This window comes from Embleya sp. NPDC059213, assembly GCF_042754445.1.
In the GTDB taxonomy this organism is placed as follows: Bacteria; Actinomycetota; Actinomycetes; order Streptomycetales; family Streptomycetaceae; genus Embleya.
This window is the reverse complement of record NZ_JBHZAV010000017.1, coordinates 67,485-94,394: the sequence shown is the minus strand read 5'-3', so window position 1 is coordinate 94,394 and position 26,910 is coordinate 67,485. Positions and strand designations below refer to the sequence as shown.

The 26,910-nt window shown below is 71.6% G+C and carries 25 protein-coding genes; 13 read left to right on the top strand and 12 right to left on the bottom strand.

The annotated features are described in order from the left end of the window. Nucleotides 1-34 precede the first annotated feature (34 nt). Together ACFXMF_RS09925 and ACFXMF_RS09920 are read right to left on the bottom strand one after the other, a co-directional pair. On the bottom strand, nucleotides 35-772 hold the full coding sequence (locus ACFXMF_RS09925) for an HdeD family acid-resistance protein (protein WP_360312598.1): 738 nt from the start codon (nucleotides 770-772) through the stop codon (nucleotides 35-37). Nucleotides 773-907: 135 nt separating this feature from the next. Further along, on the bottom strand, nucleotides 908-2,737 hold the full coding sequence (locus ACFXMF_RS09920) for an AMP-binding protein (RefSeq protein ID WP_379992570.1): 1,830 nt from the start codon (nucleotides 2,735-2,737) through the stop codon (nucleotides 908-910). Between the two features lie 343 nt (nucleotides 2,738-3,080). Between ACFXMF_RS09920 and ACFXMF_RS09915 the strand changes: the two genes are divergently transcribed. Together ACFXMF_RS09915 and ACFXMF_RS09910 are read left to right on the top strand one after the other, a co-directional pair. Continuing rightward, nucleotides 3,081-4,268, top strand: coding sequence for an acyl-CoA dehydrogenase family protein (locus tag ACFXMF_RS09915; RefSeq protein ID WP_360312736.1), 1,188 nt, complete (start codon nucleotides 3,081-3,083; stop codon nucleotides 4,266-4,268). Continuing rightward, nucleotides 4,265-5,410: an acyl-CoA dehydrogenase family protein gene (locus ACFXMF_RS09910; RefSeq protein ID WP_360312594.1), complete on the top strand. Its 1,146-nt coding sequence runs from the start codon at nucleotides 4,265-4,267 to the stop codon at nucleotides 5,408-5,410. The genes ACFXMF_RS09915 and ACFXMF_RS09910 overlap by 4 nt, the downstream gene beginning before the upstream one ends. A gap of 47 nt (nucleotides 5,411-5,457) precedes the next feature. On the opposite strand, the gene ACFXMF_RS09905 is transcribed toward ACFXMF_RS09910, so the two are convergent. The 6 genes from ACFXMF_RS09905 to ACFXMF_RS09880 form a co-directional block, all read right to left on the bottom strand. Beyond that, nucleotides 5,458-5,604, bottom strand: coding sequence for a hypothetical protein (locus ACFXMF_RS09905; RefSeq protein WP_380020600.1), 147 nt, complete (start codon nucleotides 5,602-5,604; stop codon nucleotides 5,458-5,460). Nucleotides 5,605-5,700: 96 nt separating this feature from the next. Then, on the bottom strand, nucleotides 5,701-6,225 hold the full coding sequence (locus ACFXMF_RS09900) for a hypothetical protein (protein WP_360312590.1): 525 nt from the start codon (nucleotides 6,223-6,225) through the stop codon (nucleotides 5,701-5,703). A 62-nt stretch (nucleotides 6,226-6,287) separates the two neighbouring features. Continuing rightward, entirely contained in the window at nucleotides 6,288-7,031 is a 744-nt protein-coding gene (locus ACFXMF_RS09895) for an ABC transporter ATP-binding protein (protein ID WP_360312588.1), read from the bottom strand. After that, complete coding sequence (locus tag ACFXMF_RS09890) at nucleotides 7,028-7,789, bottom strand: ABC transporter ATP-binding protein (protein WP_360312586.1); 762 nt, start codon at nucleotides 7,787-7,789, stop codon at nucleotides 7,028-7,030. Before ACFXMF_RS09890 ends, ACFXMF_RS09895 begins: the two co-directional genes overlap by 4 nt. Continuing rightward, nucleotides 7,779-10,007 carry an ABC transporter permease gene (locus ACFXMF_RS09885; protein ID WP_360312584.1) on the bottom strand — a complete coding sequence of 743 codons (2,229 nt, stop codon included), beginning with the start codon at nucleotides 10,005-10,007 and terminating at the stop codon, nucleotides 7,779-7,781. Before ACFXMF_RS09885 ends, ACFXMF_RS09890 begins: the two co-directional genes overlap by 11 nt. Nucleotides 10,008-10,267: 260 nt before the next feature. Then, nucleotides 10,268-11,815 (bottom strand): ABC transporter substrate-binding protein, encoded by a 1,548-nt coding sequence (locus ACFXMF_RS09880; protein ID WP_379987899.1) that lies wholly within the window; start codon nucleotides 11,813-11,815, stop codon nucleotides 10,268-10,270. 460 nt (nucleotides 11,816-12,275) lie between these two features. Between ACFXMF_RS09880 and ACFXMF_RS09875 the strand changes: the two genes are divergently transcribed. The 6 genes from ACFXMF_RS09875 (at nucleotide 12,276) to ACFXMF_RS09850 (ending at nucleotide 16,849) form a co-directional block, all read left to right on the top strand. Further along, a complete protein-coding gene (locus tag ACFXMF_RS09875; protein ID WP_360312580.1) occupies nucleotides 12,276-12,989 on the top strand; it encodes a spermidine synthase in 714 nt (237 codons plus the stop codon). 149 nt (nucleotides 12,990-13,138) lie between these two features. Then, nucleotides 13,139-13,624 (top strand): nuclear transport factor 2 family protein, encoded by a 486-nt coding sequence (locus ACFXMF_RS09870; RefSeq protein ID WP_360312578.1) that lies wholly within the window; start codon nucleotides 13,139-13,141, stop codon nucleotides 13,622-13,624. Next, a complete protein-coding gene (locus tag ACFXMF_RS09865) occupies nucleotides 13,621-15,108 on the top strand; it encodes an MFS transporter (protein ID WP_360312576.1) in 1,488 nt (495 codons plus the stop codon). The genes ACFXMF_RS09870 and ACFXMF_RS09865 overlap by 4 nt, the downstream gene beginning before the upstream one ends. A gap of 14 nt (nucleotides 15,109-15,122) precedes the next feature. Then, the gene (locus tag ACFXMF_RS09860; protein WP_360312574.1) at nucleotides 15,123-15,626 is read left to right on the top strand and encodes a tetratricopeptide repeat protein; all 504 of its coding nucleotides are present in this window, start codon (nucleotides 15,123-15,125) and stop codon (nucleotides 15,624-15,626) included. A 243-nt stretch (nucleotides 15,627-15,869) separates the two neighbouring features. Further along, nucleotides 15,870-16,403, top strand: coding sequence for a hypothetical protein (locus ACFXMF_RS09855; RefSeq protein WP_360312572.1), 534 nt, complete (start codon nucleotides 15,870-15,872; stop codon nucleotides 16,401-16,403). Nucleotides 16,404-16,501: 98 nt separating this feature from the next. Beyond that, the gene (locus ACFXMF_RS09850; RefSeq protein WP_379987900.1) at nucleotides 16,502-16,849 is read left to right on the top strand and encodes a hypothetical protein; all 348 of its coding nucleotides are present in this window, start codon (nucleotides 16,502-16,504) and stop codon (nucleotides 16,847-16,849) included. Here the strand turns inward: ACFXMF_RS09850 and ACFXMF_RS09845 are convergent. The 3 genes from ACFXMF_RS09845 to ACFXMF_RS09835 form a co-directional block, all read right to left on the bottom strand. Continuing rightward, nucleotides 16,846-17,607, bottom strand: a complete 762-nt coding sequence (locus tag ACFXMF_RS09845; RefSeq protein ID WP_360312568.1) for a hypothetical protein — start codon at nucleotides 17,605-17,607, stop codon at nucleotides 16,846-16,848. The two genes, ACFXMF_RS09850 and ACFXMF_RS09845, sit on opposite strands and share 4 nt — an antisense overlap. A 162-nt stretch (nucleotides 17,608-17,769) precedes the next feature. Further along, nucleotides 17,770-18,432, bottom strand: coding sequence for a hypothetical protein (locus ACFXMF_RS09840; protein ID WP_360312566.1), 663 nt, complete (start codon nucleotides 18,430-18,432; stop codon nucleotides 17,770-17,772). A gap of 181 nt (nucleotides 18,433-18,613) precedes the next feature. Continuing rightward, entirely contained in the window at nucleotides 18,614-20,200 is a 1,587-nt protein-coding gene (locus ACFXMF_RS09835) for an amidohydrolase (RefSeq protein WP_360312564.1), read from the bottom strand. A 108-nt stretch (nucleotides 20,201-20,308) separates the two neighbouring features. Here ACFXMF_RS09835 and ACFXMF_RS09830 point away from each other — a divergent pair, with 108 nt between their 5' ends. From ACFXMF_RS09830 to ACFXMF_RS09810, 5 genes are all read left to right on the top strand, one after another. Next, nucleotides 20,309-21,331: a FecCD family ABC transporter permease gene (locus ACFXMF_RS09830; protein ID WP_379987901.1), complete on the top strand. Its 1,023-nt coding sequence runs from the start codon at nucleotides 20,309-20,311 to the stop codon at nucleotides 21,329-21,331. Continuing rightward, complete coding sequence (locus tag ACFXMF_RS09825) at nucleotides 21,328-22,365, top strand: FecCD family ABC transporter permease (RefSeq protein ID WP_379987902.1); 1,038 nt, start codon at nucleotides 21,328-21,330, stop codon at nucleotides 22,363-22,365. The genes ACFXMF_RS09830 and ACFXMF_RS09825 overlap by 4 nt, the downstream gene beginning before the upstream one ends. Next, a complete protein-coding gene (locus ACFXMF_RS09820) occupies nucleotides 22,362-23,156 on the top strand; it encodes an ABC transporter ATP-binding protein (protein WP_360312558.1) in 795 nt (264 codons plus the stop codon). The genes ACFXMF_RS09825 and ACFXMF_RS09820 overlap by 4 nt, the downstream gene beginning before the upstream one ends. Nucleotides 23,157-23,202: 46 nt before the next feature. Beyond that, a complete protein-coding gene (locus ACFXMF_RS09815) occupies nucleotides 23,203-24,159 on the top strand; it encodes an ABC transporter substrate-binding protein (RefSeq protein WP_379987903.1) in 957 nt (318 codons plus the stop codon). Nucleotides 24,160-24,313: 154 nt separating this feature from the next. After that, nucleotides 24,314-26,500, top strand: a complete 2,187-nt coding sequence (locus ACFXMF_RS09810) for an ATP-binding protein (protein ID WP_379987904.1) — start codon at nucleotides 24,314-24,316, stop codon at nucleotides 26,498-26,500. A 28-nt stretch (nucleotides 26,501-26,528) separates the two neighbouring features. Here the strand turns inward: ACFXMF_RS09810 and ACFXMF_RS09805 are convergent, their stop codons facing one another. Continuing rightward, the gene (locus tag ACFXMF_RS09805) at nucleotides 26,529-26,873 is read right to left on the bottom strand and encodes a hypothetical protein (RefSeq protein ID WP_360312552.1); all 345 of its coding nucleotides are present in this window, start codon (nucleotides 26,871-26,873) and stop codon (nucleotides 26,529-26,531) included. Between the last annotated feature and the right edge of the window lie 37 nt (nucleotides 26,874-26,910).

The following is a 26,910-nucleotide window of genomic DNA, read 5'->3' as shown; positions in this document are numbered from 1 at the left end:
ACGACAGCCCGTCCGGCGTTCGGTGTGTCCGGCGCTACCGCTCCCGGTCCCCGCGCTCGGTCATCGTGTCCGGGCCCTTGAAGGTGCCCTCCCGGGTGGTTTCACCGTTGGCCTTCCACTCCGTGGAGTGCTCGTCGCGCGCGAGCGGTGCCGGGGCCCCTTCGGGGACTTCCGCCTCGCGGACCAAGCCGACGATCCGACGGCCCGTCAGGCCCAGGCTGACCAGGCTGAGTCCGTCGAAGAGCAGGGCCAGCGAGATGAACGTGCCGATCGCGTAGCGGCTGCTGCTGGGCCATTCGGCCAGTACCAACAGACCCAGGACCAGGTCGATCACGCCGACCAGGATGGTCCAGATCATCTTGGCCGACATGCTCGCGACGCCGCCCACGATGCGGAACATGCCCGCGCCGAGCAGCAGCAGCGCCACGAACAGGGTGAGCGCCTCGGCCGCCACCTCGGGCCGGCGCAACAACACGACACCCGCCGCGATGTTGAGCGCGGAGACCGCGACCACCAGCCAGAACGCGTTCTCCTTGCGCGCCTGAATGGCCTGGACGAAGCCGACCACACCGCCGATCAACAGCAGCCAGCCGAACAACACCATCGTGGTCAGCGTGGCCACACCCACGTAGACCAGGCCGACGATCCCGCCGAGCATCAACAACGTGCCGAGCACGACCAGCAAACCGAAACCGAAGCCCTTGCCGCTGCGCCGATGCCGTCCCGCGCCGGATTCGGCGGTCGGTCCCGTGACGCCCTTCGTGCTGTCCATGGGTGCCGCTCCTCGGATCTGCCCACGCCCGCAGAATCGCGTGCCTGGTACGCCTTCCCGCTGGAAAGCGACATATCCGCACGATCGGCTGTCCGCACGATCGGCCGAGGGCGCCGATCACGCCGCCCGCACCGATCAGCGCCGGGTTCCCGGCGGCAACGACGGGGGCAGCGCGGAGCGCACCGGAGACAGTGCCGGGGACAGCGCCGGGCGCGTGGCGGGCATCGGGGTCGGCACCGACACACCCCGCACCGCCGGGCCCGGACGGTCCATCAGGCCCAGGAAGTGCCGACGCAGCCGGTACTTCTCCACCCGCCCGTTCGGCGTCCGCGGCATCCGCGTGACGATGCGCACCTGCGCCGGCCGCATGTACGCGGGCAACGACTGGACGCACCACGCGCGTAGTTCGTCGGGGTCCAGCGGTCGGCCCGGCTCGGGCTCGGCGTACAGGACCACCTCGTCCTCGTCCTCCCGGTCGGTGGGCACCCCGAACACCGCGCCGACCGCGATGTCCGGATGCTGGTTGATCAGGTCCTCGATGTGATAGGCCGACACGTTCTCGCCGCGGATCCGGATCCGGTCCACGACCCGGTCGACGAAGTGCAGCAGCCCGTCCTCCTCGTCGAACACCGCCGCGTCGCCGGTGTGGAACCACAGATTGCGGGTGGCCTCCGCAGTGCTCAGCGGGTCGTCCACGTACTCCTGCACCAACAGTCCCGGCAGATGCGGTCGGATCGCCAGGTGCCCGACCACACCGCGCGGCACCGGCCGATCGTGCTCGTCCAGGATCGCCACCCGGGCGAACGGCAGCGGCGCGCCCAGGCAGCCCTTGCGCACGATCCGCGCCCCGTCGAGCACCGGCACGCCCAGTCGGGCGCACACCTTCGCGATCGCCGCCGGCGCCAGGCCGCGGCGCAGCGCGGGCGGCGTGGCCTCGCTCGGGTCCAGGCCGGTCAGCACGGCCGCGATCGGCAGGCCGGTCTCGACCTGTCCGTAGCCTGCGACCACGGTGTCGATCCCGTACCGGCGCGCGAACGTGTGGTGGATCGGCGGCAGCGGCTGCATGAGCACCGTGCTCAGCGGGTTGTCGCGCTCGCCGCGGGTCTGGGGCGCGCCGGAGAGCCAGCCCACCATCGTCTCGGTGAGCACCGCGCTGGTGGCCCCCGCCGACGCCACGCGGCGCCAGAAGTCGACCGGGTGGAATCGGTCCCACAACGACACCCCGGCCCCCGCCCAGGCGGCCCGGGCCAGGCCCGCGAACGCGCCCTGGACCGAGTGCAGCGGCAGGTCCACGTGCACCACGTCGTCGGGCGTGGTGAGCCGGCGCAGCAGCAGCGTGTACGAGGCCAGCCAACGGTGCGGCAACACGGCGGCCTTGGGTCGGCCGGTCACCCCGGCGGTGTGCACGATCATCCCGACGTCGCCCGGATCGATCCGCACGGCCGGCGGCACCGCGCGGGCGAGGAAGTTGGCGTAGGCGATCTCCGGGTAGCCGTGCGGCGGCCTGGGCCCGACCGCGTCGTGCACGGTCAGCCGCGGCAGCCGGTTCAGGTGCGGCCGGACCGCCTCCAACGCGGGCACCAGCGCGCGTTCGGTGACCACGAGCACCGGTTGGCCGGCTTCGAGTTGCTCGACCAGCAGGTCGCCGATCGCGTCCGGATCCACCGGGCAGTACACGGCGCCGGCCTTCCAGATGCCGAACATCCACAACGCGGCGGCGTACGCGCTGCGGCAGTGCACCGCGACCCGGTCGCCGCGGCGGATGCCCGCCCGGGCCAGGTTGCCGGCGATCGTGTCGGTGGCCCGCTTGGCCTCGGCGTAGCTCAGGTCCAGGCCGTGCTCGCCGTAGTGGATGAAGACCCGCATCGGGGTGCGCACCGACCACTGGTCCAGTGCTTCGACGACCGACTCCCCGTCCGCGGCGAGTTCGGCGGCGAGACCCGCCTCGAGTTGATCGGCGGTCATGGCTGTACAGCACCCCCTGCGACGCGCGGAATCCCGGAAGGTCCCGGCTGGAGTCCGTGCGTGTACTCGCTCACACGGGGAGACGAACATATCGCCTGGGCGTGCCGATTGGGGGCCCGGGCGCGGGCTTCCTACCGGTGAGTTCAGCGCCTAGCATCCAGGCAGTCCGGTTGTCGACAGTGTGTCCGGGTCGATGGACAGGGCGTCATGACGGAGGACGGAGGCACCTGTGGTGCGAGAGCGGGGCGACGTGAGCGATACGGACAGCGAGCCCACCGACGAGCCGACCGACACGCCGAGCCACGCGCCGACCGACGAGCCCGAGCGCGAAGCCGCCGACGGGATCGACGAGGCGGGCATTCGGCGTCGGGTGGCCGATCTGGTCGCGGCGCACGATCCGACCACGATGTCCTCGGTCGAGTTCCTGGGGCACCGGTTCGACGCGGGCCTGGCCTGGGTGCACTTCCCGGTCGGGTGCGGCGGCCTGGGCGCCTCGCGGGCGTTGCAGCAGGTGGTGGAGAGCGCGTTGATCGCGGCGGGCGCGAAGACGGCCAGTGGATACCGCAATCCGATCGGCCTGGGGATGGGCGCGCCCACCATCGCCGCGCACGGCGCGGCCCGGCTGCGGGCCGAGTTGTTGCGCCCGCTGTGGACCGGCGAGGAGATCTGGTGCCAACTCTTCAGCGAGCCGGGCGCGGGATCGGACCTGGCGGGTCTGGCCACCCGCGCCGTCCGCGAGGGTGACGGCGACTGGGTCGTCAACGGCCAGAAGGTGTGGACCTCGCTCGCGCACAAGGCGCGGTGGGCGATGTTGCTCGCCCGGACCGATCCGGACCTGCCCAAGCACCAAGGGTTGACCTACTTCTTCCTGGACATGACCGCGCCGGGGGTCGAGGTGCGGCCGCTGCGCCAGGCCACCGGGCAGGCGGAGTTCAACGAGGTGTTCCTGACCGACGTGCGGATCCCGGACACGCACCGGGCGGGCGAGGTGGGTCAGGGCTGGGCGGTGTCGAACACGACGCTGATGAACGAGCGGGTGGCCATCGGCGGCGCGGCGTCGGCCCGCGAGGCGGACGCGATCGGCGCGGTCGCGCGGATGTGGCGCGACCGCCCGGAGTTGCGCACGCCGGGGCTGCACGACCGGCTGTTGCGGGCCTGGGTGGAGTGCGAGGTGGCCCGGCTGGGCAACGAGCGGATCCGCCAGCAGCTCGCGGCCGGTACGCCGGGCCCGGAGGGATCGGCGGCCAAGATCGCCTACGCCCGGCTGAACCAGGACGTCACCCGGTTGTGGCTGGAGTTGGCCGGCGAGGAGGGCCTCGGCTACGACGACTGGGCGATGCGCCGCAGCGAGTTGGGTCAGGCCACCCTCGGGGCGCGGGCGCCGGGTTACTACTACCTGCGGGCCAAGGGCAATTCGATCGAGGGCGGCACGTCCGAGGTGCTGCGCAACGTGATCGCGGACCGGGTGCTGGACCTGCCGCGCGAGCCGCGTACCGACACCAAGGTGCCGTGGAAGGAGATGCCCCGGTGAGCGAGCCCAGGATTCCGTCGTTGTTGTACGGCGAGGTCGAGGAGGACCTGCGCGCGGCGCTGCGCGAGGTGTTGCGGGATCGGTGCGGATGGCACGAGGTGCTGGCGCGGATCGACACCGAGGAGGCGTACGACGACGGCCTGTGGAAGGCGGTCGCGGCCGAACTGGGCCTGGCCGGGCTGTTGATCCCGGAGGAGTTCGGCGGGGCCGGGGTCGGGGCGCGGGAGGTCGCGGTGGCGCTGGAGGAGTTGGGCCGCGCGGTCGCGCCGGTGCCGTTCCTGGCCAGTGCGGTGCTGGCCACGTCGGCGCTGCTGGCCTGCCCGGCCGGCGAGGCGCGCGACGCGGCGCTGCGGGTACTCGCGGACGGCTCGCGGACCGCGACCCTGGCGGTGACCGCGACCACGTGGCCGGGGGCGGGTTTCCCGCTGTCGGTGACGGGTGCCCGGGACGCGGACGGTTTGTTGCTGACCGGCGCGGTGACCGGGGTGTTGGCCGCGGATCGGGCCGAGTTGCTGGTGGTTCCGGTGGTGGTGGCCGGCGAGGCGCAGCTGGCTCTGGTCGCGGGCGACGCGGCGCATCTGGCCCGGCGGGCGGTGACCTCGCTGGATCCGACCCGGCCGGTGGGCGAGTTGACGTTGGATCAGGTGCGGGGCCGGGTGGTGGCCGGGCCGGAGCACGCCGAGGCGGCGCTCGGGCACGCGCTGCGGCAGGGGGCGGCGCTGTTGGCCTCGGAGCAGTTGGGGGTGGCCGAGCAGGCGTTGGCCGAGGCGGTGGCGTATCTGAAGGTCCGGCACCAGTTCGGCCGGCCGATCGGGTCCTTCCAGGCGCTGCGGCATCGTGCGGCCGACCTGTGGTCGGACATCGCCGCGGCCCGGGCCGCGGCGCGCTACGCGGCGGCGTGCCTGGCCGAGGACGCGGCGGACGCGGCGGTGGCCACCGCCCTGGCGCAGGCGTACTGCGGCGAGGTGGCGGTGCGCGCGGCGGAGGAATGTGTGCAGATGCACGGCGGGGTCGGCTTCACCTGGGAGCACCCGGCGCACCTGTACCTCAAGCGGGCGATGGCGTCGGCGCTGCTGCTGGGCACCGCGGATCGGCATCGGGCCACGCTGGGCACGCTGGTGGACCTGCCGCCGGCGATCTGAGCGGTCCGGACACGGGTGCGGCCGGCCTCCGGGCGGAGGCCGGCCGTTCAGCTCCGCAGCATCAGGACGATCATCACGACCGCGACCGCCATGAGCACGGCCCACACCGCCGTGACGAGACGAAGGCGCTTTCCGTCCCGGGCGGCGGGGGTGTCGGTCGGACCGGGGTCCGCCGGTTGCGGGTTGTCGCTCATGTCCTGGCTGCCCTCCACGGTGCCGCGCGCGGTGTCCTCCCGTTCAGGATGACACCGCGCGCGGCCCGTTGAGGAGCCCTCGCCCCGGAATGTGGCTCAGTGTCCGGCCGGGGTGGTGGGCAGTACCGCGGTGGCGTCCGCCGCCGGCCCCGCGACCGCCGGGGCGGCCTGCGGTACCTGCTGGGCGGCGATCAGCCGGGCCAGCCAGAACCGCATGAACGTGGACAGCGAGTAGCGGATGAAGAGGGCGAAACCCAGCAGCGAGACCGGGATCGCCGACAGACCCAACGTGATCGCGTCGTTCTGGGTCAGGATCAGCGTCGTGCCGTGCGACATGAAGTAGGCGCCGATGCCCATGCCGATCCCGACCACCATCAGCCCCACGCCCAGCCACATGAGCTGGGTGTCGAGCATGGTCTTGGGCGCACGCAGTTTCAGCGCACCGACGTCGGCGGTGAACTGTCGGGTCCGATCCTGAGTGGCCGCCGGGATCGCCGCATGGCGCGGGGCGAACGCCGGTGGTGGCCCGGCCGTCGGCACCCCCTGCGGAACCGTCGGCGGCTCGCCGGCGGGCCTCGCGGGTGCGGGCTGCCCGTCGGCGTTCACGCTGTTCATACTCATCTAAGTCGTCACCTCGTGGGTCGCCGTGAGGTTGGTACGTATCCGCGGACGGCCATGTGCGATCAGCCGCCCAGGTACGCGCTGTGCAGGTCGCCGGCGATCTCGTCCGGAGTGCCGACCTGAAGGATCCGGCCACCGCTCATGACCGCGGCGAGGTCGGCGACGGCCAGGGCCGTGCGCGCGAACTGCTCGACCAGGAGCACGGTGACACCGGTCTCGGCGATCTTGCCGACCACGTCGTACAACTGGTCGACGACGAGGGGCGCGAGGCCCATCGAGAGTTCGTCGAGCAGGATGATGGCCGGGTTGGTGGCGATCGCCCGGGCGACGGCCAGCATCTGCTGTTCGCCGCCCGACATCGTGCCCGCCGCCTGGGTCCGGCGTTCCTTGAGGCGGGGGAAGATCGGGAAGACCTTCTCCTCGATCTCCTTGCGGGAGACTCCTCGGTAGGTGGCCATCCACAGATTTTCGGACACGGTGAGATTGGGGAAGACCCCGCGGCCTTCCGGGATGCTGCACAGGCCGATCCGGGCCAGGTCCACGGGTGCGGCCCCGGTGACGCACCGCCCGGCGAGGAAGATGTCCCCGCCGGTGGGCTCGTGCAGCCCGGTGATCACCTTGAGCATCGTGGTCTTGCCGGCGCCGTTGGGGCCCAGGACCGCCATGACCTTGCCGGTGGGCACCGCCAGGTCCACCTTGTGCAATACCTCGACCTGCTCGTACGCGGCGCTGACGCCGCGCAGTTCGAGCAGCGGCGGGGCGCCGGCCGGCCCGGCCGGGCGCGCGTCGGCCACGTTCAGCGTCATACGGTCTCCTGCAGGACTTCGTCGGCCTCCGCGGCGTCGGCGGTACCGAGGTAGGCGGCCTGTACGGCGGCGTTGTTGCGGATCTCGTCGCACGTACCGTTGGCGATTTTTTTGCCGAAGTCAAGCACGTGCAGCTCGTCGCAGGTGTTCATCACCAGATCCATGTCGTGCTCGACCAACAGCACGGCGACCCCGTCCGAGGCGATCTCGCGCAACAACTGGCCGAAGCCGCGCGTCTCCTCGTCGTCCTGGCCGGAGGCGGGCTCGTCCAGGAGCAGGATCTTGGGCCGGACCGCCAACGAGCGCGCCAGTTCGACCACGCGGCCCTGGCCGGTGGGCAGTTGGTCGGCGCGCACGTGCGCGATCTCGGTCAGGTTGAGCCGGTGCAGCAGCCGCGCGGAGGTGTCCTGCGGGGTCTCCTTGGTGCCGCGGTTCAGTCGGCGGTACTGGGCGGCGGCGACCTGGATGTTCTCTCGAACGGTCAACGAGCCGAACAGTTCCAGGCGTTGGAAGGTGCGGGCCATGCCCAGGCGGGCCCGGCGGTAGGGCGCGAGTTTGCTGACGTCGCGTCCGTCCATCCGGACCCGACCCGCGGACGGCGGCTGAAGGCCGGTGATCACGTTGAAGATCGTGGTCTTGCCCGCGCCGTTGGGGCCGATCAGGCCGGTGACCTTGCCCTCGTGGGCCCAGATGTTGACGTTGTTCAGGGCGGTGTGGCCGCCGAAGCGGACCGTGACGCCCTCGACCTCAAGCCCCATGACGCGCTCCAGGCAGGGTGGGTGACGATGATTCGGCCAGCGCGACCGTCGGCAGCGAGGGCATCGCGATCAGCTTGTCCAGGGCCTCGATGTCGGCGGACTTGAACCGGTTGCCGTTCAGGCCCAGTCCCTCGGGCTGCTCGGACAGGCCCGGCGGCAACTCCTGTTCGGTCCGCTGCGCCGTGAGCATCAGCTCGATCTTGACCGCGGCCGGGATACCGATCACCGCGAGCAGGATGCCGATCACGAAGGCCCAGTTGCCGATCACGTCGGTGAACCGCAGTACCACCAGGACCAGTTGGGCCGCCGCGCTGCCCGCCAGGATGAACGGCCGGCGCAGGGCGGGCTCCCATTCCGGGCGGATCTTGGCGGCGATGAAGCCGTTCGGGTTCTTGCCCAGCGCGATGCCGTTGAGGCCGATCAGGATCGTGGTGAGCTGGGCGTAGTCGGGGAAGAGGTTGGTGATCAGCGGCGTGCCCAGGAAGATGCCCGCGAACAGCGCGGCGCCCGGCGAGGTCAGGCCCGCGATCACCATCAGCATCAACACCGAGAGCCCGGCGGTGAAGTCGAAGCTGACCGGCGACAGCGTGCCGGTCGCGCCGCCCAGGATGCCGCCGCCGACGCCCGCCATCGCGGCGGAGAGGCCGAAGACGGTGAGCGTGGTCAGCTTGTGGTTCATCCCGATCGTCGCGCACGCCGCCGGGCTGTCCTTCATCGCCAGCAGCCTACGGCCGAACTCGCCGCGGCGGATCCACACCACCACGAGCGAGGACAGGGCGAAGAAGACCGCGCCGAAGATGAAGTAGGCCCGGTCGGAGGAGATGTCCACGCCCGGCCAGTCGAAGCGCTCGAAGTTGAGCGTGCCGCTGTTGAACAGGTCGATCCGGGTGTCGCCCCAGGTGAACGCGGGCAGTTGGAAGATCCAGCGGTCCAGCATGACGGCGAACGCGGCGGTGGCCAGGGCCAGGTAGATCCCGGACAGGCGCAGCGCCGGCAGCGCGACCAGCACGCCGATGCCCGCACAGATCAGCGCCGCCCACAGCAGCCCCAGCGGGTTGCCGCCGGAGCCCAGGTGCGAGACGCAGATCGCACCGATGCCCGCGAAGCCCAGTTGGGCCAGCGACATCTTCCCGGCGTAGCCCACGAGCGGGATCACCGACAGCGCGATGATCGCGAAGCCCCACATCTTGGTGCTCGCGAACAGGTCCACGGTGCCGAGGGAGTGGGCCGCGACCACCGCGCCCGCGATCACCAGGGCGGCGAAGACGAGCGAACCGGTCCAGGTCGGGCGGTGGGCGATCTCCCGGGTGCGGGAGGAGGCGTGGCCGCGCAGCCGGGAGGTGGGCAGCAGCATGATCGCCACGAACAGCACCAGCACCGGCATCGAGTCGGTGAGGCCGGCGAGGTAGGGGCCCGCGGTGGGGAAGTCGGTCTCGGTGAGGTAGCCCTTGCCGTACTCGGTGACCAGGCCGATGATCATCGCACCGACGAAGGTCCACGGCAGGCTCTTGAGCCGGCCGATCACCGCCGCGGCGTAGGCGTTGACGATCAGCAGGGTCAGCGGCAGCGCGGCGAAGGAGAGTTTGGGCGCGATCAGGATGCCCGCGAGCGCGGCCAGCATGGTGCCGGTCGCCCAGGCCAGCATGCCGGGCACCTCGGGACGCGAGCCGTTGAGCACCGCGAGGTTGCGGTCGTCGACGGTGGCGCGCATGGCCACACCGGCGCGGGTGGAGCGCAGCAGCACCCACAGGCCGATCGCGACGATCAGCGCCACGGCCAGGGTGATCAGGTCGTGGTAGGACACGCGCGTGCCGGCCATGTCCACGGACTCGCCGGGGAAGAAGTTGACCACGTTGCGCGGGGTCTGCGGGTCCCAGACCCACATCACCGTGGCGAGCAGGCTCAGCAGCACCGCGACGGTGACCATCAGGCGCGTCGTCTCCGACGTGCCCTCCAGCCGTCGCATGATGGCGAAGTGCAGGAACACCCCGAACGCCGGGGCCAGGATGCCCAACACCACGACGATGGACAGCCAGACCGGCCAGCCCCAGTCGAAGTGCAGTTGCCAGTAGGTGAACGCGGCGAGCGCGCCGGTGACGCCGTGGGCGAAGTTGAAGATGCCCGTGGTGGTGTAGGTCAGGGTCAGGCCACCGGCGGTGATGGCATAGATGCCGCCGGTGACCAGGCCGCTGATGGTGAGGATGATGAACTCGTGCACGCGCCCTCCGTTCGGGCCGGGCCGTGTCGCGGGGCGATCGGTCTCGGAGACTGGTGCGGCACGGCTCCTGACAGGTCGTCAGGGCCGTGGGGGCCGTTGGTGCCGCCCTCCCGCCCGGTGCGGGGCGGGAGGACGACGGTTTCGCCTGGTCGGACCGAGCGGGGTCGGCGGCCGACGGGTTCGGCGGTGGTGCGGGGTGTTGCCGGTGGTGCGGTGTTGCCGGTGGTGCGTTGTCGAGTGGCCGAGGATCGGCTATCGGCTCAGGTGACGTTCTCCGGCGGCGCGGCCGGCGGCGGTTCGCCTCCGTCGGCGGGCGGCGGGGTGTTCGTCTCGGGTGCCCCGGCCGGCGGGGGTGTGCCGGCGGACGGCGGCGGCGTGTTCTGCGCCGCGGGCGCACCGGGCGCGACGGCGACCACGTTGCTCGGGTCGCAGTTGAAGTACTCGGCCTTGTTCGGCTTGGTCAGCGCGGCGTCGTACTCGAAGCCCTTGGGGCTCACCTTGAGCATGGTGAAGCAGTCCGCGGCGCGTACGTCCTTGGTCTCCACGATCGGGCCGGGGGCGAACAGGCCGCCCGCGTCCCAGTTGGCGCGCTTGCCCTTGGCCAGCACGCACTCCGTGGTCAGGTCCGTACCGCACTCCTTGACCGCACTCGCCCACAACAGCCAGGAGTTGATCCCGGACATGTGGAAGAACTCGAGGTCCTTCTTCGGCTCCACGCTGTGCAGGATCTCCAGCGCCTTCTGCACGGCGGGGTTCTTGTCGCCGAGCGACTGCGGCACGAAGGTCGGGTAGATGTAGGTCTCGGGCATCTGCGAGTTCTTGGCGGAGGCGAGCGTGTAGCGGTTGTACGCCGACGCGTCGCTGACGATGACCTTGGGGTGCCAGTTCATCGCGTCCATCTCGCGGAACATCGAGGCCGAGTCCACCGCGAGCCACGTGGTGATCAGCATCTCGACGCCGGCGGCCTTCATCTTCTCCAGCGTGGTGCGGCCGGGCGGCGGGATGACGGGGACGTCTTCCTTGTAGACGACCGTGCCACCGGCCGCCTCGACGCCGGCCTTGTAGCGGACCATCGAGGGCCGCAACGAGGCGATCGCCTGGCCCAGCAGGCCGACCTTGGCCTTGACCTCGGGGTGCGCGGCGAAGACCGCCTTGTACGCGCCCACCACCGTGGTGGAGGTCGGCAGGCCGACCGCGAGGTCCTGGAGGTCGCCCTTGGCCGATTCCTCGCCGACCACGTAGGCCGGGAAAGCGCCGAGTTTGCACCCGGTGCGAGCCTTGACCCCGTCGTTGTCGAACGGGTTGCCGCCGCCGACCACCATGAAGTCGCTCTGGCAGGCCGCCGTCATGACCGTGCCGACGTTGCTCAGCGCGGCGTCGCGCTTGGTCAGCTTGATCGTGCGGCCGTTGATCCCGCCGAGTTCGTTGCACCACTTGGTGAAGCCGTCGGCCATCTCGAAGAACTCTTTGCCCAGGCCCGGTTGGGCGGCGGCCCCGGGGTCGCCGGTCACACTGACCGAGATCTCCTTCTCGGTGACGCCCCGGTCGGCCTTCTTGGTGAGCGGCTTGCCGTCGCCCTTGCCGCAGACGTCCTTGAGCGTGCCGAAGTCACCGGGCGCGCCGCCGGCGGCCGGCTTGCCGTCCTTCGTCGATCCGGGCGCCGCCGGATTCCCGGCCGCCTGCGGACCCTTGGCCACCGCGTCGTCACCCGAGCGACTACAGCCGACCGCCAACAGGAGCGGCACGACCAGCAAGCCGGCCGCCGCTCGGCGGCGCGTCCCACGCCGCCCGGCGGAAGTTGATGCCATCAGCCCTCCCGACACTTCGTTTCCGCGGGCCGGGCCGATGTGCCCGGTGCGCTCTCACGTACTTCTCCTGCGCTGTGCTCGCGTCGTTCTCGTCTTGTGCTCGCCCTGCCCCGGGCTCCGCCTGCGAGGCGTCCCTGCGACTGGATCTGACATGCCATCAGTCAATGGGCCATGAAGCAATGGCCGGGACCTTAACGGGGTGTTCCACAGGGTGCAAGGGTCACCGAACCGGCGAAAACCGCTGGCCGGCAGCCCGAGAACAGTCCATCGTGCGGCGGGGCGCGTCACTACACACGTGTCACCGTTTCGCCCGTCAGGGTCGCAATTTCATCGGCTTCGTGATGGCACTGTTATGAGGTGCCGACGATCCGTTTCCCGCGGTCCGCCAAGCGCCCCGCGCAGCGAAAAGGCGACACGGCGACACCCGTTCTCCATAAAGCGACAAGGAGTCAGCGAACCGATGCACCCGATCGATTCGACCACCGACGCACGCGAGATCGAACGAGTCCCGGCGGCGGACGGCGAACTCGTCCTGCGGCGTGCGGGCGAGCACTACGAGATCATCAGCAACGGCTGCTTTTTGATGGACACGCGCGCGGGCGCGTCGGAGCGGCTGCTGGTGCGCACCGCGCTCGACGCGCTCGGTGACGACACCGGACTGCGGATCCTGGTCGGCGGACTGGGCGTCGGCTTCACCCTGCGCGAGGCACTGACCGACCCCCGGGTCGCGCAGGTGACGGTGATCGAACGCGAGCCCGCCGTGGTGCGCTGGGGCTCGGGGCCGCTCGCGCCGTTCTCCGGCCACGCCCTGACCGACCCGCGCGTGAGGGTGATCACATCCGACCTGGTGGCGTGGGTGCACTCGGGTCGCACCGGGGCGGTCGCCGAGCCCGCCGGGCGGGAGTCGGATGGGCGCTTCCACGCGCTGTGCCTGGACATCGACAACGGGCCGGACTGGACGGTGACCGACGGCAACGCCTCGCTCTACGACGACGCGGGGCTGGCCGCGCTGCAGGCCCGGTTGTTGCCGGGCGGAGTGTTGACCGTGTGGAGCGCGACGGCGAGCCCGGCCTTCGCCGACCGACTGCGGCGGCGGTTCGGCCGGGTGGGCGTGCATGAGGTGCCGGTCCCGCGCGGGGAGCCGGACGTGGTGTTCGTCGCACGCGAGGGGTAGCGGGTCGCGGCGCCGGCAAGGGATGGCGAGTCGGCGGTGGTGCGGCGGCCCGGGCGTGCGCGAGATGTAACTGACACGACGTCAGAGAAACTTGCGTGTGTCATCCAACTGCTGCCAGCATGCGATCGACGGCTGGTGAAAGGGTGGACATGCACGACGACGAGGCGGATTCGCCCGTATCCAACACTTCGGGCGAACTGCGCGATCGCAGCGAACTCCGGGACGTGGTGCAGATCTACGCCCACGGCGCCGACCGCCGCAAGCCCGACCTCGTCGCCTCGATGTTCACGCCCGAGGGCCGCCTGGTGATCCACCGCGACCCCGGCTCCACCGAACCGCCGGCGGTACGCACCGGCCGCGCCGCCATCGCCAAGGCCCTCACCAGCCTGGACCGTTACCTGGCCACCACCCACCTGATCGCCAATCAGCTCGTCGCCTTCGAGCCCGGCGGCGATCGGGCGAACGCCGAGACGTACTGCACGGCGCACCACATCTACGAATCCTGCGGGGTGCGCCGCGACCGGGTGATGTCGATCCGCTACCTCGACACGTTCGTGCGCACCGACGAGGGCTGGCGCATCGAGACCCGCACCCTGCACTGCGACTGGGTCCAGGACCGGCCGCTGACCGCATGAGCGCCGGCACGAAGGGGGCCGCGCGCACGCCGACCAGGCGCCACGGCCCGACGATGATCCTGGTCGCCCTGTCCTTCGCGGCCACCACGATGGCGGTCATGCAGACCGTGGTCTCGCCGATCCTGCCGCAACTGCAGAACCGGCTCGGCGTCTCCAGCTCGGCCATCGCCTGGGTGCTCACCGGCAACCTGCTCGCCTCGGCGGTGGCCACGCCGCTGCTCGGCCGCCTCGGCGACCTGCGCGGACGCAAACGATTCCTGCTCTACGCGCTGGCGGCGGTCACGCTCGGCTCGATCCTCGCCGCGTGCACCACCTCCTACGTGATGCTGATCGCCGGCCGGGTGCTCCAGGGCATGGGCGGCGGCGTGGTCCCGCTCGCGCTCAGCGTGGTGCGCGACGAGTTCCCCAAGGAGCGCTCGGCGGGCAGCATCGCCACCATCGGCGCCACGATCAGCGTCGGCGCCACCTTCGGCTCGGTGATGACCGGGCTGATCGCCGACCGCTGGGACTACCACCTGCTCTTCTGGCTCTCCGCGCTGGTCGCGGTGGTGTCCATGCTGATGGTGTGGCGGGTGGTGCCGGACACCGCCGAACGGCGCTCCGGCCATGTGGACCTGGTCGGCGCGCTGACCCTGTCCGGCTGGCTGGCCGCGCTGCTCGCCGCGGTGAGCATGGGCAGCCGGTCCGGGTGGGGCGATCCGCTGGTGCTCGGTGGGCTGATCACCGCCGCGGTGATGTTCGCCGCCTGGATCGGATGGGCGCTGCATCACCCCGAACCCCTGGTCGACCTGCGGGTGATGGCCCGCCGGCCGGTGTTGCTGGCCAACCTGTCCGGGGTGTTCACCGGCATGGCGATGTACGGCTCCTCGCTGCTGTTCCCACCGTTCATCCAGGCACCGTCGGCGCTCGGGTACGGCTTCGGCAAGTCGGTGCTGATCGCCGGGCTGATCATGCTCCCGGGCACGATCGGCAACCTGGCGGCGGCACCGGTCGCGGCCCGGATGACCAACCGGTACGGGCCCAAGCCCGCGCTGGTGCTCGGACCGCTGCTCAGCGGCACGGCCTTCGCGCTGCTGATGCCGCTGCACGGGCACTGGTGGGCGTTCTCGATGGTCGGCGTGTTGTTCGGCTTCGGCCTCGGGCTCGCCTTCTCCGCGATGCCCGCGCTGATCAACGACCACGTGCCGGCGGACATGACCGGGGTGGCCAACGGCATGAACGCGGTGCTGCGCACGGTGGGCGGGGCGACCGGCACGGCCGTGCTCGGCGCGATCCTGAGCGCGTCCCTGGTCGACGCGGGCACCGCTCGGGCGGCGGGCGTCGCCCAGGCACCGGAGCTGGCCGGCTACCTGATCTGCTTCGGCATGCTGGGCATCGGCTGCCTGCTCGCGGCGCTGCTCGCGTGGTCGATCCCGAGCGCGCGCCGAACGGCGCAACCGGTGCGGGTGACGGCCGAACCCGACCGGGTGCAGGCGACCCGATAGGCAAGACTGCCCGGATGATCGGGAACGAACGAGACACCGCCCTGGCCGAGGCGATCGCGCTGCGCGAGGGGGGTCGGGTCGAGGAGGCCCGGGCCCGCTTGGTGCCGCTGGTCGAACGCCACCCGGGCGACGCGCGGATCGCCTACCAGGCGGCGTGGGCGCACGACGTGCTCGGCCTGGAGCGCGAGGCCGTGCCGTTCTACGAATGGGCGCTGATCGGGGACGGCCTGACGGCCGAGGAGCGACTGGGCGCGTTCCTGGGCCTGGGCAGCACGTACCGTGCGTTCGGCGCGTACGACAAGGCGGTGGCGATCCTGCGTCGGGGCCTCACCGAGTTCCCGGGCGACGCGGGCCTGACCACGTTCCTGGCCATGGCCCTCTACAACGCCGGCGACGCCAAGACCGCGATCGAATCCCTCCTGCGCGTCATCGCCGACACCGGCGACGACCCCGGGCTGACGCCTTACCGCAAGGCCATCGAGCTCTACGCGACCGACCTGGACGCCACCCACGGCTGACCCGGTCGGCGCGCCGTCCGGCGCTTGCCGCGCCGGCGCGTCCACGGCGTGGGCGGCGCCCACCGTGCTCACGGCGCTTGCGAACAACCGAACGGGCGACGCCGACGCGCCCGAAGCGGCGTGGGCCGCGGGATCGAGGGAGTCCCCTTGAATGCCCCTATTTCGGTTGCCGAGGCGATTCCCGGGCGGCCATGGTTCAGCGGTGCCGCCGAGTAAACGACACGGCACGGAAGGGACATCGTCATGACCTACCACATCGGGCCGTTCGCCGGCCGCACGGCGTTCACCGCGATCGTGGCCGTGCCGGCCGTCCTCCTGCTGGTCGGCGCCTGCAATGGGGACGGCAAGAACTCCGCGCGCGTCTCGGCCACGGCCACGGCCACGGCTTCCGCATCCGATTCGGTGTTCGCACCACGCACCGCGAGCGCGACGACACCCGTCTCGACCAGGACCCGGGCCACCGAATCCCCGTCCGCGACGAGCCGCGCGACCCGGACCTCCGAATCCTCCGCCACGCCGGAGAGCACCAAGACGGCCTACGACAAGGGCGAATGCCTCAGCGGCAGGATCAGCACGGGCGGGAGCCAGGAGAAGCTGATCACGGTCGGCTGCTCGGACCCCAAGGCCAACTTCAAGGTCCTGCGCGTGTTCCCCTACATGACGGCCGGCCGGCCGTGCGACAACGTGAGCGGCGCGGACTACACGTACTCCAGCTACTGGACGCGCAACGGCATCCCGACGTACGGAAGCACGTACTGCCTCTCCGAAATCGGCTGAGCACCCGCGCCGACCGGCGCGCCGATGCCGACCAAAGTCGATCGGGCATCGCAGCCCGGTCAGCGCCGAACCCGCGACCCGCTGCCCGGGCTGCGAACGTGTCCGAGATCCGCCGTCGCCCGAACAACCCGGCAGTCGAGCCGGTCGCCCGCACGCGCCCGACCGGCCTCCCGGCCCGGACCGGCCGCGCGTGGGCGGCCCATCTCGGCTACGCCCTCGGCGCCTTGGTGCTCGGCTCGATGATCCTGGCCGCCGCGCTCCAGGAGGACGACCAGGCGCCGGCCGTCCGGGTCGAGACGGTCCTGGGCGGCGTCATGTTCGCGGCGATGTCGCTGTTCCGCCGCGGTCGGGCGACCCAACTCGCCGTGGGCCGGCCGGCCGTCGTCGGGTGGTCTCCGTCGGCCAGTTATCGCAGCATCTTGCTCCTCGGCTCGCCGGCTCGCTAACCGGCTCCCGGGAACAGCGACACGAACGCGTCCGAGGCCGCCGTCATGCCCTGGCCGAACGGCGCGTCCAGATCCCAGATCAGGAACAGCAGGAACGCGATCAGCGCGCTGAACAGCCCGGCAACGATCAACTCCGGTGCGGATCTGCGGATTTGCAGCGTGAAGATCATCCCGACGGTGACCACGGCGCCGACGATCAGGCCGAACCACACCAGCCCCGGCATCGATGAACCGGCCTGCCCACCGCGGGCCTGACGCGCGTCGTCCGCGATCGCGATCTGGTCCAGGATCGGCTGGTACATCTGCGCTTCCTGGTCGCCCTGCGGCGCGTAGTCGGTCACCCCGTGTCGCACCGTGTCGAACAACTGCGAGGCCCGATCGGAGAGTTCGCCGTGGTCGGCCATGTAGGACCACTCCTTGTGGACCACGTACTTCACGTAGGCGTCGATGTCCGCCCGAATCTGGTCGCGCACCGGCGGCGGATAGACCCGGACCCGCTCGCTGACCTCGTGCAACGCCTGTGCCTCGTGCCGCACCTCGTCCTCGGCCGCGCCCCTCCCCTCCCACACGCCCGCGATCGCCAGACCGAGCACGATCGCGTAGACCACACCGATCATCATCGTCATGTATTCGAGGACGTCCGGGGTTGCCGACGGATCGTCGTCGTCCGGCAACCGGCGCTGCTTGAGCACGACAACCGCCAGGACGACCGCGCACACCGCGGCCATCGCGAGCGCGAGTACCACCCAATGGGTCATGGATGACCTCCGGATCGAGGATTCCGATGGAGCCGAGCGGGGGGACAAACTCGCGGGAGTGGCGTCCACCGGGCCCGGGTGGCGAGCGGGCGGCGGCCCGCGACCGACGACGCGGGCGGGCCGAACCGCTCGGGGAACAGCAGGAGTCGGGTATGCCGGGCGTCAGCGCGAGCCGCCGCCCGAACCACGTGCGCCGGCCCGGCCACGCGGCTTGAGCGCGGCGCCGGCCAGGATCGCCGGCGCGGTGATCAACAGCGTTGTGGTGACGATCGACGTCCCGCGCGCCGGTGGGGCCGCCGCGGACGGTCGAGCCGGTGGGCGGCGGACCGCGATCGGTTGCAGCGGCGGTGGAGTCACGACCGGCGCACTGGTCGGCGGTGGTGTGTCGGGCGGCTTCGGCGCCGGCGGGGTCGGCCGTGCCGGTGGCGTCGACGCGGGCACCACGACCGCGACCGGGGTGGACCGGGGCGTGGGCGGCGGGGTGCGCACCGGCGTGGGTTTCGGGGGCGCCTTGGTCGGTGGCGGCGTGGGCTTGGGTTTGGTCGGTGTCGGCGACGGCTTGGGCCGACACGAGCCGTCCCGCACCAGTCGGAAGTCGACCTTCAGCCCGATCCCGCCGGTCGGTGGCCCGGTGGCCGGAATCACGTCGACCCGCACGCTCGCCCCGGGCGAAGCGCCGATCGAAACGCACACATCCACACTCGCGCCCGGCGCATGGCTGCCGCCGGTGCTCGAACCCGCCCACGCCACACCGGCCGGAGCAACCAACAAGGCCCCCGCCCCGACCACGCACCCCCACCGGCGCGCCCGACCCCATGCGCTCATGTGAACGATCATCCGGCAGAATCGATGACTTTAGGCCGAATCTCCATCGGATTCACTCGAAAGGGTTGAGTGGCCGTCAAATACGGTCATCCTGAACGAAGTTGGCGAACAACCGGTAGGTATGCCCAAGGCTTGTAGAGGCAACTACCGGGCGCCGGGCCGCCCCCGCCCCACCCGCCCCTCAATGCGTCCGCGTCCCCGCCAACCAGGTCCCCTCCACCACGATCCGCCCCAGCGACATCGGGTCCACCACCCGCGGATCCGCGCTCAGCCACACCAGATCGGCCACGCTGCCCACCTCCAGCCCCCGCCGATCGTCCGCGAACGCCTGATACGCGACCCCGACCGTGTAGGCGTGCACCGCCTGATCCACCGTCAACCGCTCGTGCGGCATCCACCCCTCGACCGGTACGCCCTCGAACGTGCGTCGGGTGACCGCGACTTGGATGCCCTCCAGCGGCCGATGCGAACTCACCGGCCAGTCGCTCCCGAACGACACCCGCGCACCCGAGTCGACCAGGGTACGCATCGGATATTGCCGCCCGGCCCGCTCCGCGCCCACCCGCGGGATGGTCAACTCGTGCTGAAGCGGGTCGAGTTGTGCCCACAGCGGCTCGAAATTGGCGATCACCCCGAGCCGCGCGAAACGGTCCAGGTCGGCCGGGTCTACCAGTTGCACGTGGGCGATCACCGGCCGCCGATCCCGCGTCGGGTCGGTCGAGACGGCGGCCTCGATCGCGTCCAGCGCGGTCCGCACGCCCGCGTCGCCGATCGCGTGGATATGGACCTGGAACCCGTCCGCATCGAAGGCGGTGACCGCCTCGGCCAGTGCCGCCGGCGGCCAGACCGGCATCCCACAACTGTGCGGGGCATCGCGGTACGGGGCCAACATCGCCGCCGTACCGCCCTCGATCACCCCGTCCGCGAAAAACTTCACCGTCCGGGCGGACAACAACGGCCCACCCCGCTCCGCGACTTCCGCCCGCGCCGCGACGAACTCGGCGCGCTGGTCCCGCCACCGGTCCGGGTCGGCGCGAAACGCCAGGTCGGCCCGGAACGACAACGCCCCGCGCCGGGCCGCCTCGACATAGGCCGGCACCATCTCCGGCTCCACCCAGGCATCCTGAACCCGGGTCAGCCCGGCACTCGCATACGCCGCACCGGCCACCCGCAGGGCGTCGACCAGTTCGTCCACCGGCCGTCCCGGCACCCGATCGAGCACCAGATCGCACGCGTGCCACTCGCGCAGCGTGCCCAGCGCCGAGCCGTCGGGTCGCCGGACGATGTGGCCGAGCCGAGGCTGCGGCGTCGCGTCGGTGACCCCGGCCCGGCGCAATGCCTCGGTGTTGCACCACACCGTGTGGTAGTCGTACGCGCGCAGCACCACCGGTCGATCGGCCACCGCCGCGTCCAACCAACGCGCGTCGAACTCGCCGTCCGGGACCAGTGTCGGGTCGTAGCTCGCACCGACGATCCACTCCTCGTCCGGATGTTCGCCCGCCCAGCGGCCGACCTCCGCGACGATGTCCGCGACGCCGGTCAGCCCCTTGATCCGCGGTCCGAAGTGTTCGAGGCCGCCGAACAGGGGGTGGGCGTGCCCGTCGCCGAAGGCCGGCAGCAGCAGGCCCTCGCCCAGCTCGACGACCAGCTCCGCGTCGAGCGCGAGCGCGGCCGAGCCGAGCGCGACGACCCGCCCGTCCCGAACCGCCAGCGCGTTCGTGTCGCCCGCACCGGTGCGAACGGTGCCCCGGAACAGGGTCCTGGTCATGGTGCGCCCTCCGTGGCTCGAGTGGATCCGGCGCAGTCGGTCGGCGACCCTGGGTGAACTCGGGCCCCCGACCGGGCCGGACAAATTAGGCCAGCCTAGCCTTCTCCAGTGAATGTCCTCCCGACGCGGGGTCGCCCGACCGAGCGCCGAGTCCTCTATCTGGTCTCGGCCCTGTTCGTGCTCGCCGCCGCGTGTCTGCTCAGCCTCGCCGTGGGCAGCCGAACCATCGCACCCGGCGCCGTGCTGGACGCGCTCGTGCACGGCGGCGACTCCACCGACGCGATCGTGGTCGACTCGATGCGGCTGCCGCGCACCGTCGTGGCGCTCCTGGTCGGCGCGTCGCTCGGCGTCGCCGGCGCCTGCATGCAGGGGCTGACCCGCAATCCGATCGCCGAGCCCGGCATCCTGGGCATCAGCAACGGTGCCGCCACCGGCGTGGTGACCGCGATCTCGGTGTTCGGCGTGACCAGCCTGACCGGATACGTGTGGTTCGGCTTCGCCGGCGCGTTGTGCACCGGAGTGCTCGTGTACGCGGTCGCGGCGCGCGGGCGCGGCGGCGCCACCCCGGTCAAGCTCGCGCTGTCCGGGCAGGCCCTGGCGGCCACCCTCGGCGCGCTGATCACCCTGGTCCTGACCACCGATCAGGGCACGCTGGACCAGTACCGATTCTGGCTGGTCGGTTCGTTGTCCGGGCGCACCGACGAAGTGGCCTGGCGGATGTTGCCGTTCGTCGGCGTGGGCATGCTCCTGGTGGCCGGCACCGCACGCGGCCTGGACGCCCTCGCGCTGGGCGACGACGTGGCCAAGGGGCTGGGCCACAAGGTGAACCGGATCCGGGTGATCGGCGGCCTGGGCGCCACCGTGCTGACCGGCGTCGCGGTCGCCGCGACCGGCCCGATCTCGTTCGTCGGCCTGGCCGTTCCGCACGCGGCGCGCGCCCTGGTGGGCAGCGATCACCGCTGGGTGCTGGCCATGTCGGCGTTGCTCGCGCCGATCCTGTTGTTGGTCGCCGACGTCCTGGGGCGGATCATCTTCCCGCCCGCCGAGGTCGAGGTGGGCGCGATGACCGCGCTGATCGGGGTGCCGATCCTGGTCGTGCTGGTGCGCCGCAAGCCGGTGGTGTCCGGATGAGCCACCGCCCGTACGGCCATGTCCTGCTCCGCCGCCCGCGTTTCTCGTTCCTCGTACACCGCCGCTCGGCGGTGATCGCGATGGTGCTGGCCGTCCTGCTCGCGGCCGTGTTCCTGCTCAGCCTGTGCGTGGGTGTGCGGTTCATCCTGCCCGGCGACGTGCTCAAGGTGCTGTTCGGCGTCGACGAGAGCCTCGTGGTCGAGACGTTGCGGCTGCCGCGTGCCACGGTCGGACTGTTGGTCGGGTTGGCCTTCGGCATCGCCGGCGCGCTGATCCAGACGGTCGCCCGCAACCCGCTGGCCAGCCCGGACGTGATCGGCGTCTCGCACGGCGCGGCGGCGGCCGTGGTGTTCGGCCTGGTCTTCGGCCTCGGCGGACCCACCGCGACGCCGCTGACCGCGGTGGCGGGCGGCAGTATCGCCGCGTTCCTGGTGTACGTGCTGGCCTGGCGCCGCGGCCTGAACGCGCAGCGGTTCGTGCTGATCGGCGTCGGTGTCTCGGTGGCCCTGGTCGCGGTCACCAACCTGCTGCTGACCAAGGCCGACATCGTCCTGGCCCAGCAGGCCAAGGTGTGGATGTCGGGCAGCCTGAACGGTCGCGGCTGGTCGCAGGGCGAACCGCTGTTCTGGGTGCTGCTCGCGCTCGTCCCGGCGATCGTGTGGGCGGCGCGGGCGGCGCGCTCGGCCGGCTTCGACGACGACACCGCGATCGCCCTGGGGGTGCGGCTCGGCCGGATCCGACTCGGCCTGGTCGTGGTCGGCGTGTTGCTCGCGTCGGTGGCGACCGGGGCGGCCGGGCCGGTGGACTTCGTCGCCCTGGTGGCCCCGCAGGTGGCCCGCCGGCTGACCCGGACCCCGCAGGTGCCGCTGGTGTGTTCGGCCCTGCTGGGCGCGCTGATCGTGGTGTCCGCGGACATCGGCGCGCGCATGCTGATCCCGAACGCCGAATTGCCGGTGGGCGTGCTCACCGCCGCCGTCGGCGGCCCGTACCTGCTGTGGATGTTGACCCGTTCCCGTGCCGGAGGCGCCTCGTGACCACCCATCGGCTCGCCGCACGCGGGCTCACCCTCGGCTACGAGGACCGGATCGTGGTGCGCGATCTGGATCTGGAGGTGCCCGCCGGCCGGGTCACCGTCGTGGTCGGCCCGAACGCGTGCGGCAAGTCCACCCTGTTGCGCTCGCTGGGCCGGTTGCTCAAACCGGTCGCCGGCAGCGTGCTGCTCGACGGCGCGGCGCTGCGCGACCTGCCCACCCGGGAGATCGCCCGGCGCATCGGCGTGTTGCCGCAAAGCCCGGTACCGCCGGAGGGCATCACCGTCGCCGACCTGGTGGCCCGCGGCCGGCAGCCGTACCAGCGCTGGTGGCAGCAGTGGTCCGACGAGGACGAGGACGTGGTCGCCGACGCGATGCGGCGCACCGACGTGGTCGAGCTCGCCGACCGCTATGTGGACGAACTCTCCGGCGGCCAGCGGCAACGGGTGTGGATCGCGATGGCGCTCGCGCAGGGCACCGGCATCCTGCTCCTGGACGAGCCGACCACGTTCCTGGACATCGCGCACCAGGTCGAGGTGCTCGACCTGGTGCGCGAGCTGAACGTCACCCGTGAACGCACCGTGGTCGCCGTGCTGCACGACCTCAACCAGGCGTGCCGCTACGCGGACCACCTGATAGCGATGCGCGACGGCTCGATCGTCGCGCAGGGCGCGCCCGCCGAAATCGTCACGGCCGACCTGGTGCGGGACGTCTTCGGGCTCGCGTGTGTGGTCATCCCGTGTCCGGTCACCGGTGCACCGATGGTCGTTCCGGGTCGACCTCGCAAGTCCTGACCGGCGGCGACCTGTTCGCCGCCTTCGTCCTCCCGAAGGAGTTCCCGTGCCCGTCACGTCCCTGCCCCGTGTCACGGCCGTCCTCGGTGTCGCCGGCGCGCTCCTGCTGACCGGGTGCTCCGCCGAGGGTGCCGACGGCGACAAGGGTGCCAAGGCCGCGCCGGCCGACACCCGCGAGGTGCGTACCGCCAAGGGTGTGGTCAAGGTCCCGGTCGCGCCCAAGCGGGTGGTCACCCTGGACATGGGCGAGTTGGACACCGCGCTGACCCTGGGCGTCAAGCCGGTGGGGTCCGTGGTGGGCAGCCCAGGCGCCGGATTCCCGAAGTACCACGGGGATCGCACCGCGGGCATCAAGGAGGTCGGCGCGATCGGCGCGCCCAACCTGGAGGCGATCGAGGCGCTGAAGCCGGACCTGATCCTGGGCAGCCTGGTCCGCGACGCGGATCGTTACGACGCGCTGAGCCGGATCGCCCCGGTGGTCTTCTCCGAGCAGGCCGGCACCCGGTGGCAGCAGAACTTCCTGCTGGACGCGGACGCGCTGAACAAGAAGGCCGAAGGCGACCGAGTGGTGGCCAAGTTCACCGCGCGGGCCAAGGCTCTGGGCACCGCGCAGGGCGACCCCGGCTCGCTCAAGGTCAGCGTGTTGCGCTTCGTCGCGGGTCAGAACCGGCTGTACGGCAGGGCCAGTTTCGTCGGCAGCATCCTGTCCGAGGCCGGGCTGGGGCGCCCCGACGTGCAGAACGTGGACACGTTCATGGTCGAGGTCAGTGCCGAGCAGATCGAGAAGGCCGACGGCGACGTGATCTTCGTGGCCACCTACGGGCCCAAGGACAAGACGGACCACGACAAGGTGTTCGGCGGCCCGCTGTGGAAGACGCTCAAGGCGGTGCGAGCGAACCGGGCCCACGAGGTGGACGACGAATATTGGATGGTCGGCACCGGGTACACCGCGGCCGACCGCGTGCTCGCCGACCTGGAACGCGACCTGCCGAAGCGGGCCTGACGGGCACCGCCACCAACGATCGAAGGGGCAGCGATCGTCGACCCGAGGTTTCGCGGGCCCTTGGGGTGACAAACATCCAGAATGCCCTTCCGCCCATCGGGCCGGGTTCGGCCACGCGTGAGGGCGGTTCCGGCCGCGACGATCGGGGGCGCACGTGTCGGAGGTCGACGACGGGCGGGCCGGCGGGCCGGCAAGTCTCCCGAATGCGCAGCACGACGGGCAGATCGTTCCCCCGAATGCGCATCGCAACGAACTCGGCGGCACCGTGCACGGGCCGAGTGTGCAGGCGCGAACGGTGCACGGCGGCATCCACTTCTCGGTGCAGCGCCCGGAGGCCGCGGTCGTGCCGTGGCAACTGCCGCCCGGACCGCCGATGATCGATCGGCGCCGCGAACTGGACGAGCTGGACGGCCTGCTCCGCGCCGGCGACAGCCCGATCGTGTTGCTCAGCGGCATGCCGGGCGTAGGCAAGACGACCCTCGCGCTGACCTGGCTGGCCAAGCTGGGCGAGGAGTTCCCGGACGGCCGGTTGTACGCCGATCTGCGCGGGCACGGCGGCGAGGAGCCGGCCCGGTGGGCGGAGATCGTCGGCGGCTTCCTGCGCGGACTGGGCGTGCCGGCGGGCGAGGTGCCGCACGATCCGGCCGAACGGTTGGGCCTGTACCGGTCGTTGACGGCGCGCCGCCGGTTGGGCGTGCTGTTGGACGATGCGGTCACCGCGGCCCAGGTCAGGCCGCTGTTGCCGGCGGGCGCCAATGTGACGGTGGTGACCAGCCGCAGCAGGTTGTCCGGGCTGTTGGTCAACGGCGGGGTGCCGATCCAGCTCGAACCGCTGGATCGAAAGGCCGCAGTGGATCTCCTCGCGGCCACGATGAACGACCGTCGAGTCGACGAGGAGCCGGCCCAGGCCGCCGAGTTGGTCGACCTGTGTGCTCGGCTCCCGCTCGCCGTCCAGCTCGTCGCGGCGCGGCTGGCGGCGCGCCCCAACCGGCCGATCACCACGATGGTGCGGGCACTGACCGACGAGCGGGGTCGGCTGGACGCACTCGCCTTGGACGACGACCACACCGTCCGGGCCGCGCTGGACGTCTCCTATCGCGATCTGCCCGAGGCCGCCGCCCTGCTCTACCGGGGCCTCGGGGTGCATCCGGGGCCCGACTTCGGGCCGGTCGTGGCCGCCGCCGTGCTCGACACCGGCGCGGGCTGCGACCCCGATGCCGCGCAGTTCGTCCTGGAAGCCCTGGTCGATCGCAATCTGCTCACCGAGGCCGCCGACGGGCGCTATCGCTTCCACGATCTGGTCCGCCTGCACGCGGTGGCCAAGCTGTGCGATCGCCCGGACGTCGAGCGCACCGACGCGCTGCGCGCGACCCTCGACCACTACCTCGCCACGGCCACCGGCGCCGAGCGGCTGCTCGACCCCCAACACGCCTCGCTGTCCCGCGACTATGCCCGTGCCGAGGTGCCCAGGGTGGAATTCGCGGACCAGGGCGCCGCATTGGCCTGGCTGGAGCAACATCGGGCCACCCTGCTGGCTGCGATCCGGATCGCGGAGAGCGCCGACCTCCCGGCCGTGGCCTGGCAGTTGACCGACGCGCTGTGGCCGTTGTTCCTGCGCGGCAAGTACTTCGACGAGGCTCGCACGGCGCACGAGATCGGTCTGCGCGCGGCGCGGGCGTGCGCCGATCCGGCGGCCGAGTCGCGGATGTCGACGTCGGGGGGACTGTGCGAGCTCAGTGCCGGCGGCCACGACGCGGCGCTGCGGATGTTCACCGAGGCGAACCGGGTGTGCCTGGCCGCCGGCGACGCGGTCGGGGCCGCGCGCACCCGCAACTACACCGGTCTGGCGTTGTTGCGTCTGGGCCGCCTGGACGAGGCGGACGAGGCGTTCGGGGAGGCCGAGCAGCGGTGTCTGGCGTTGGGGGACACACGTCCGGCCGCGCTGGCTCGGTTCAATCGGGCGGACGTCGCGCTGCGCTCGGGCCTGCCGGACCGGGCCGTCGAGTACGCGGAGGCGGCCCGGGTCGAACTGGTCGGGGTGGGCGACGAGTACAACGCCGCTCGGGCGCGGGCGTTGATCGGCCGGGCCCTGTCGGCGGCGGGCCGCTACGACGAGGCGGACGCGCAGTCGACCGCGGCCCTGGAGGTGCTGCGCAGGCATCGGGCGGCGGTGGAGGCGGCCCATGTGCTGTCCGCGCTCGCCGAGTCGGCCGAGCGGCGCGAGCAGTTCGACCACGCGCGGGAGTTGTACGCGGAGGCGCTGGAGTTGTACGGCACGAGGCGGACCCCGGCGGCCGAGATCGTGCGCGCACGGCTGCGCGACCTCGATCCGCCGGGGTGATGTGCCGGCCGCCGGAGTGCTGCGCGAATCAGTGCGGGGCGACCTCCCATACGGTCAACGCGTGCAGGATCGAGGCGTAGACCGGCCATACCCGGGTGGTGTTCGTCCGGCGCGCGCCGCCCGGCGCCGGGGAGCCGAGCCGCACCAGGGCCAGATCCGGGCCGCAGGCGATCAGCGTGACCAGGGCGCCGGGATGCGCCGAGGCCAACTCGCGGTCGTGGTCGAGCAATCGGCTCCAGGACGGCACGCCGTCCTCGACCAAGACCACCACGTCGGCCGATTCCCCGTCGGTGTCCGGAAGTTCGGCACACCTGTGCTCGTCGACGGTGACCCGCCCGTCGGCCGAGCGGACCACCACCGTGACCGAACGCACGTCACGATCGGCCGCTGCCGCCATCGGGCGGGGTCGG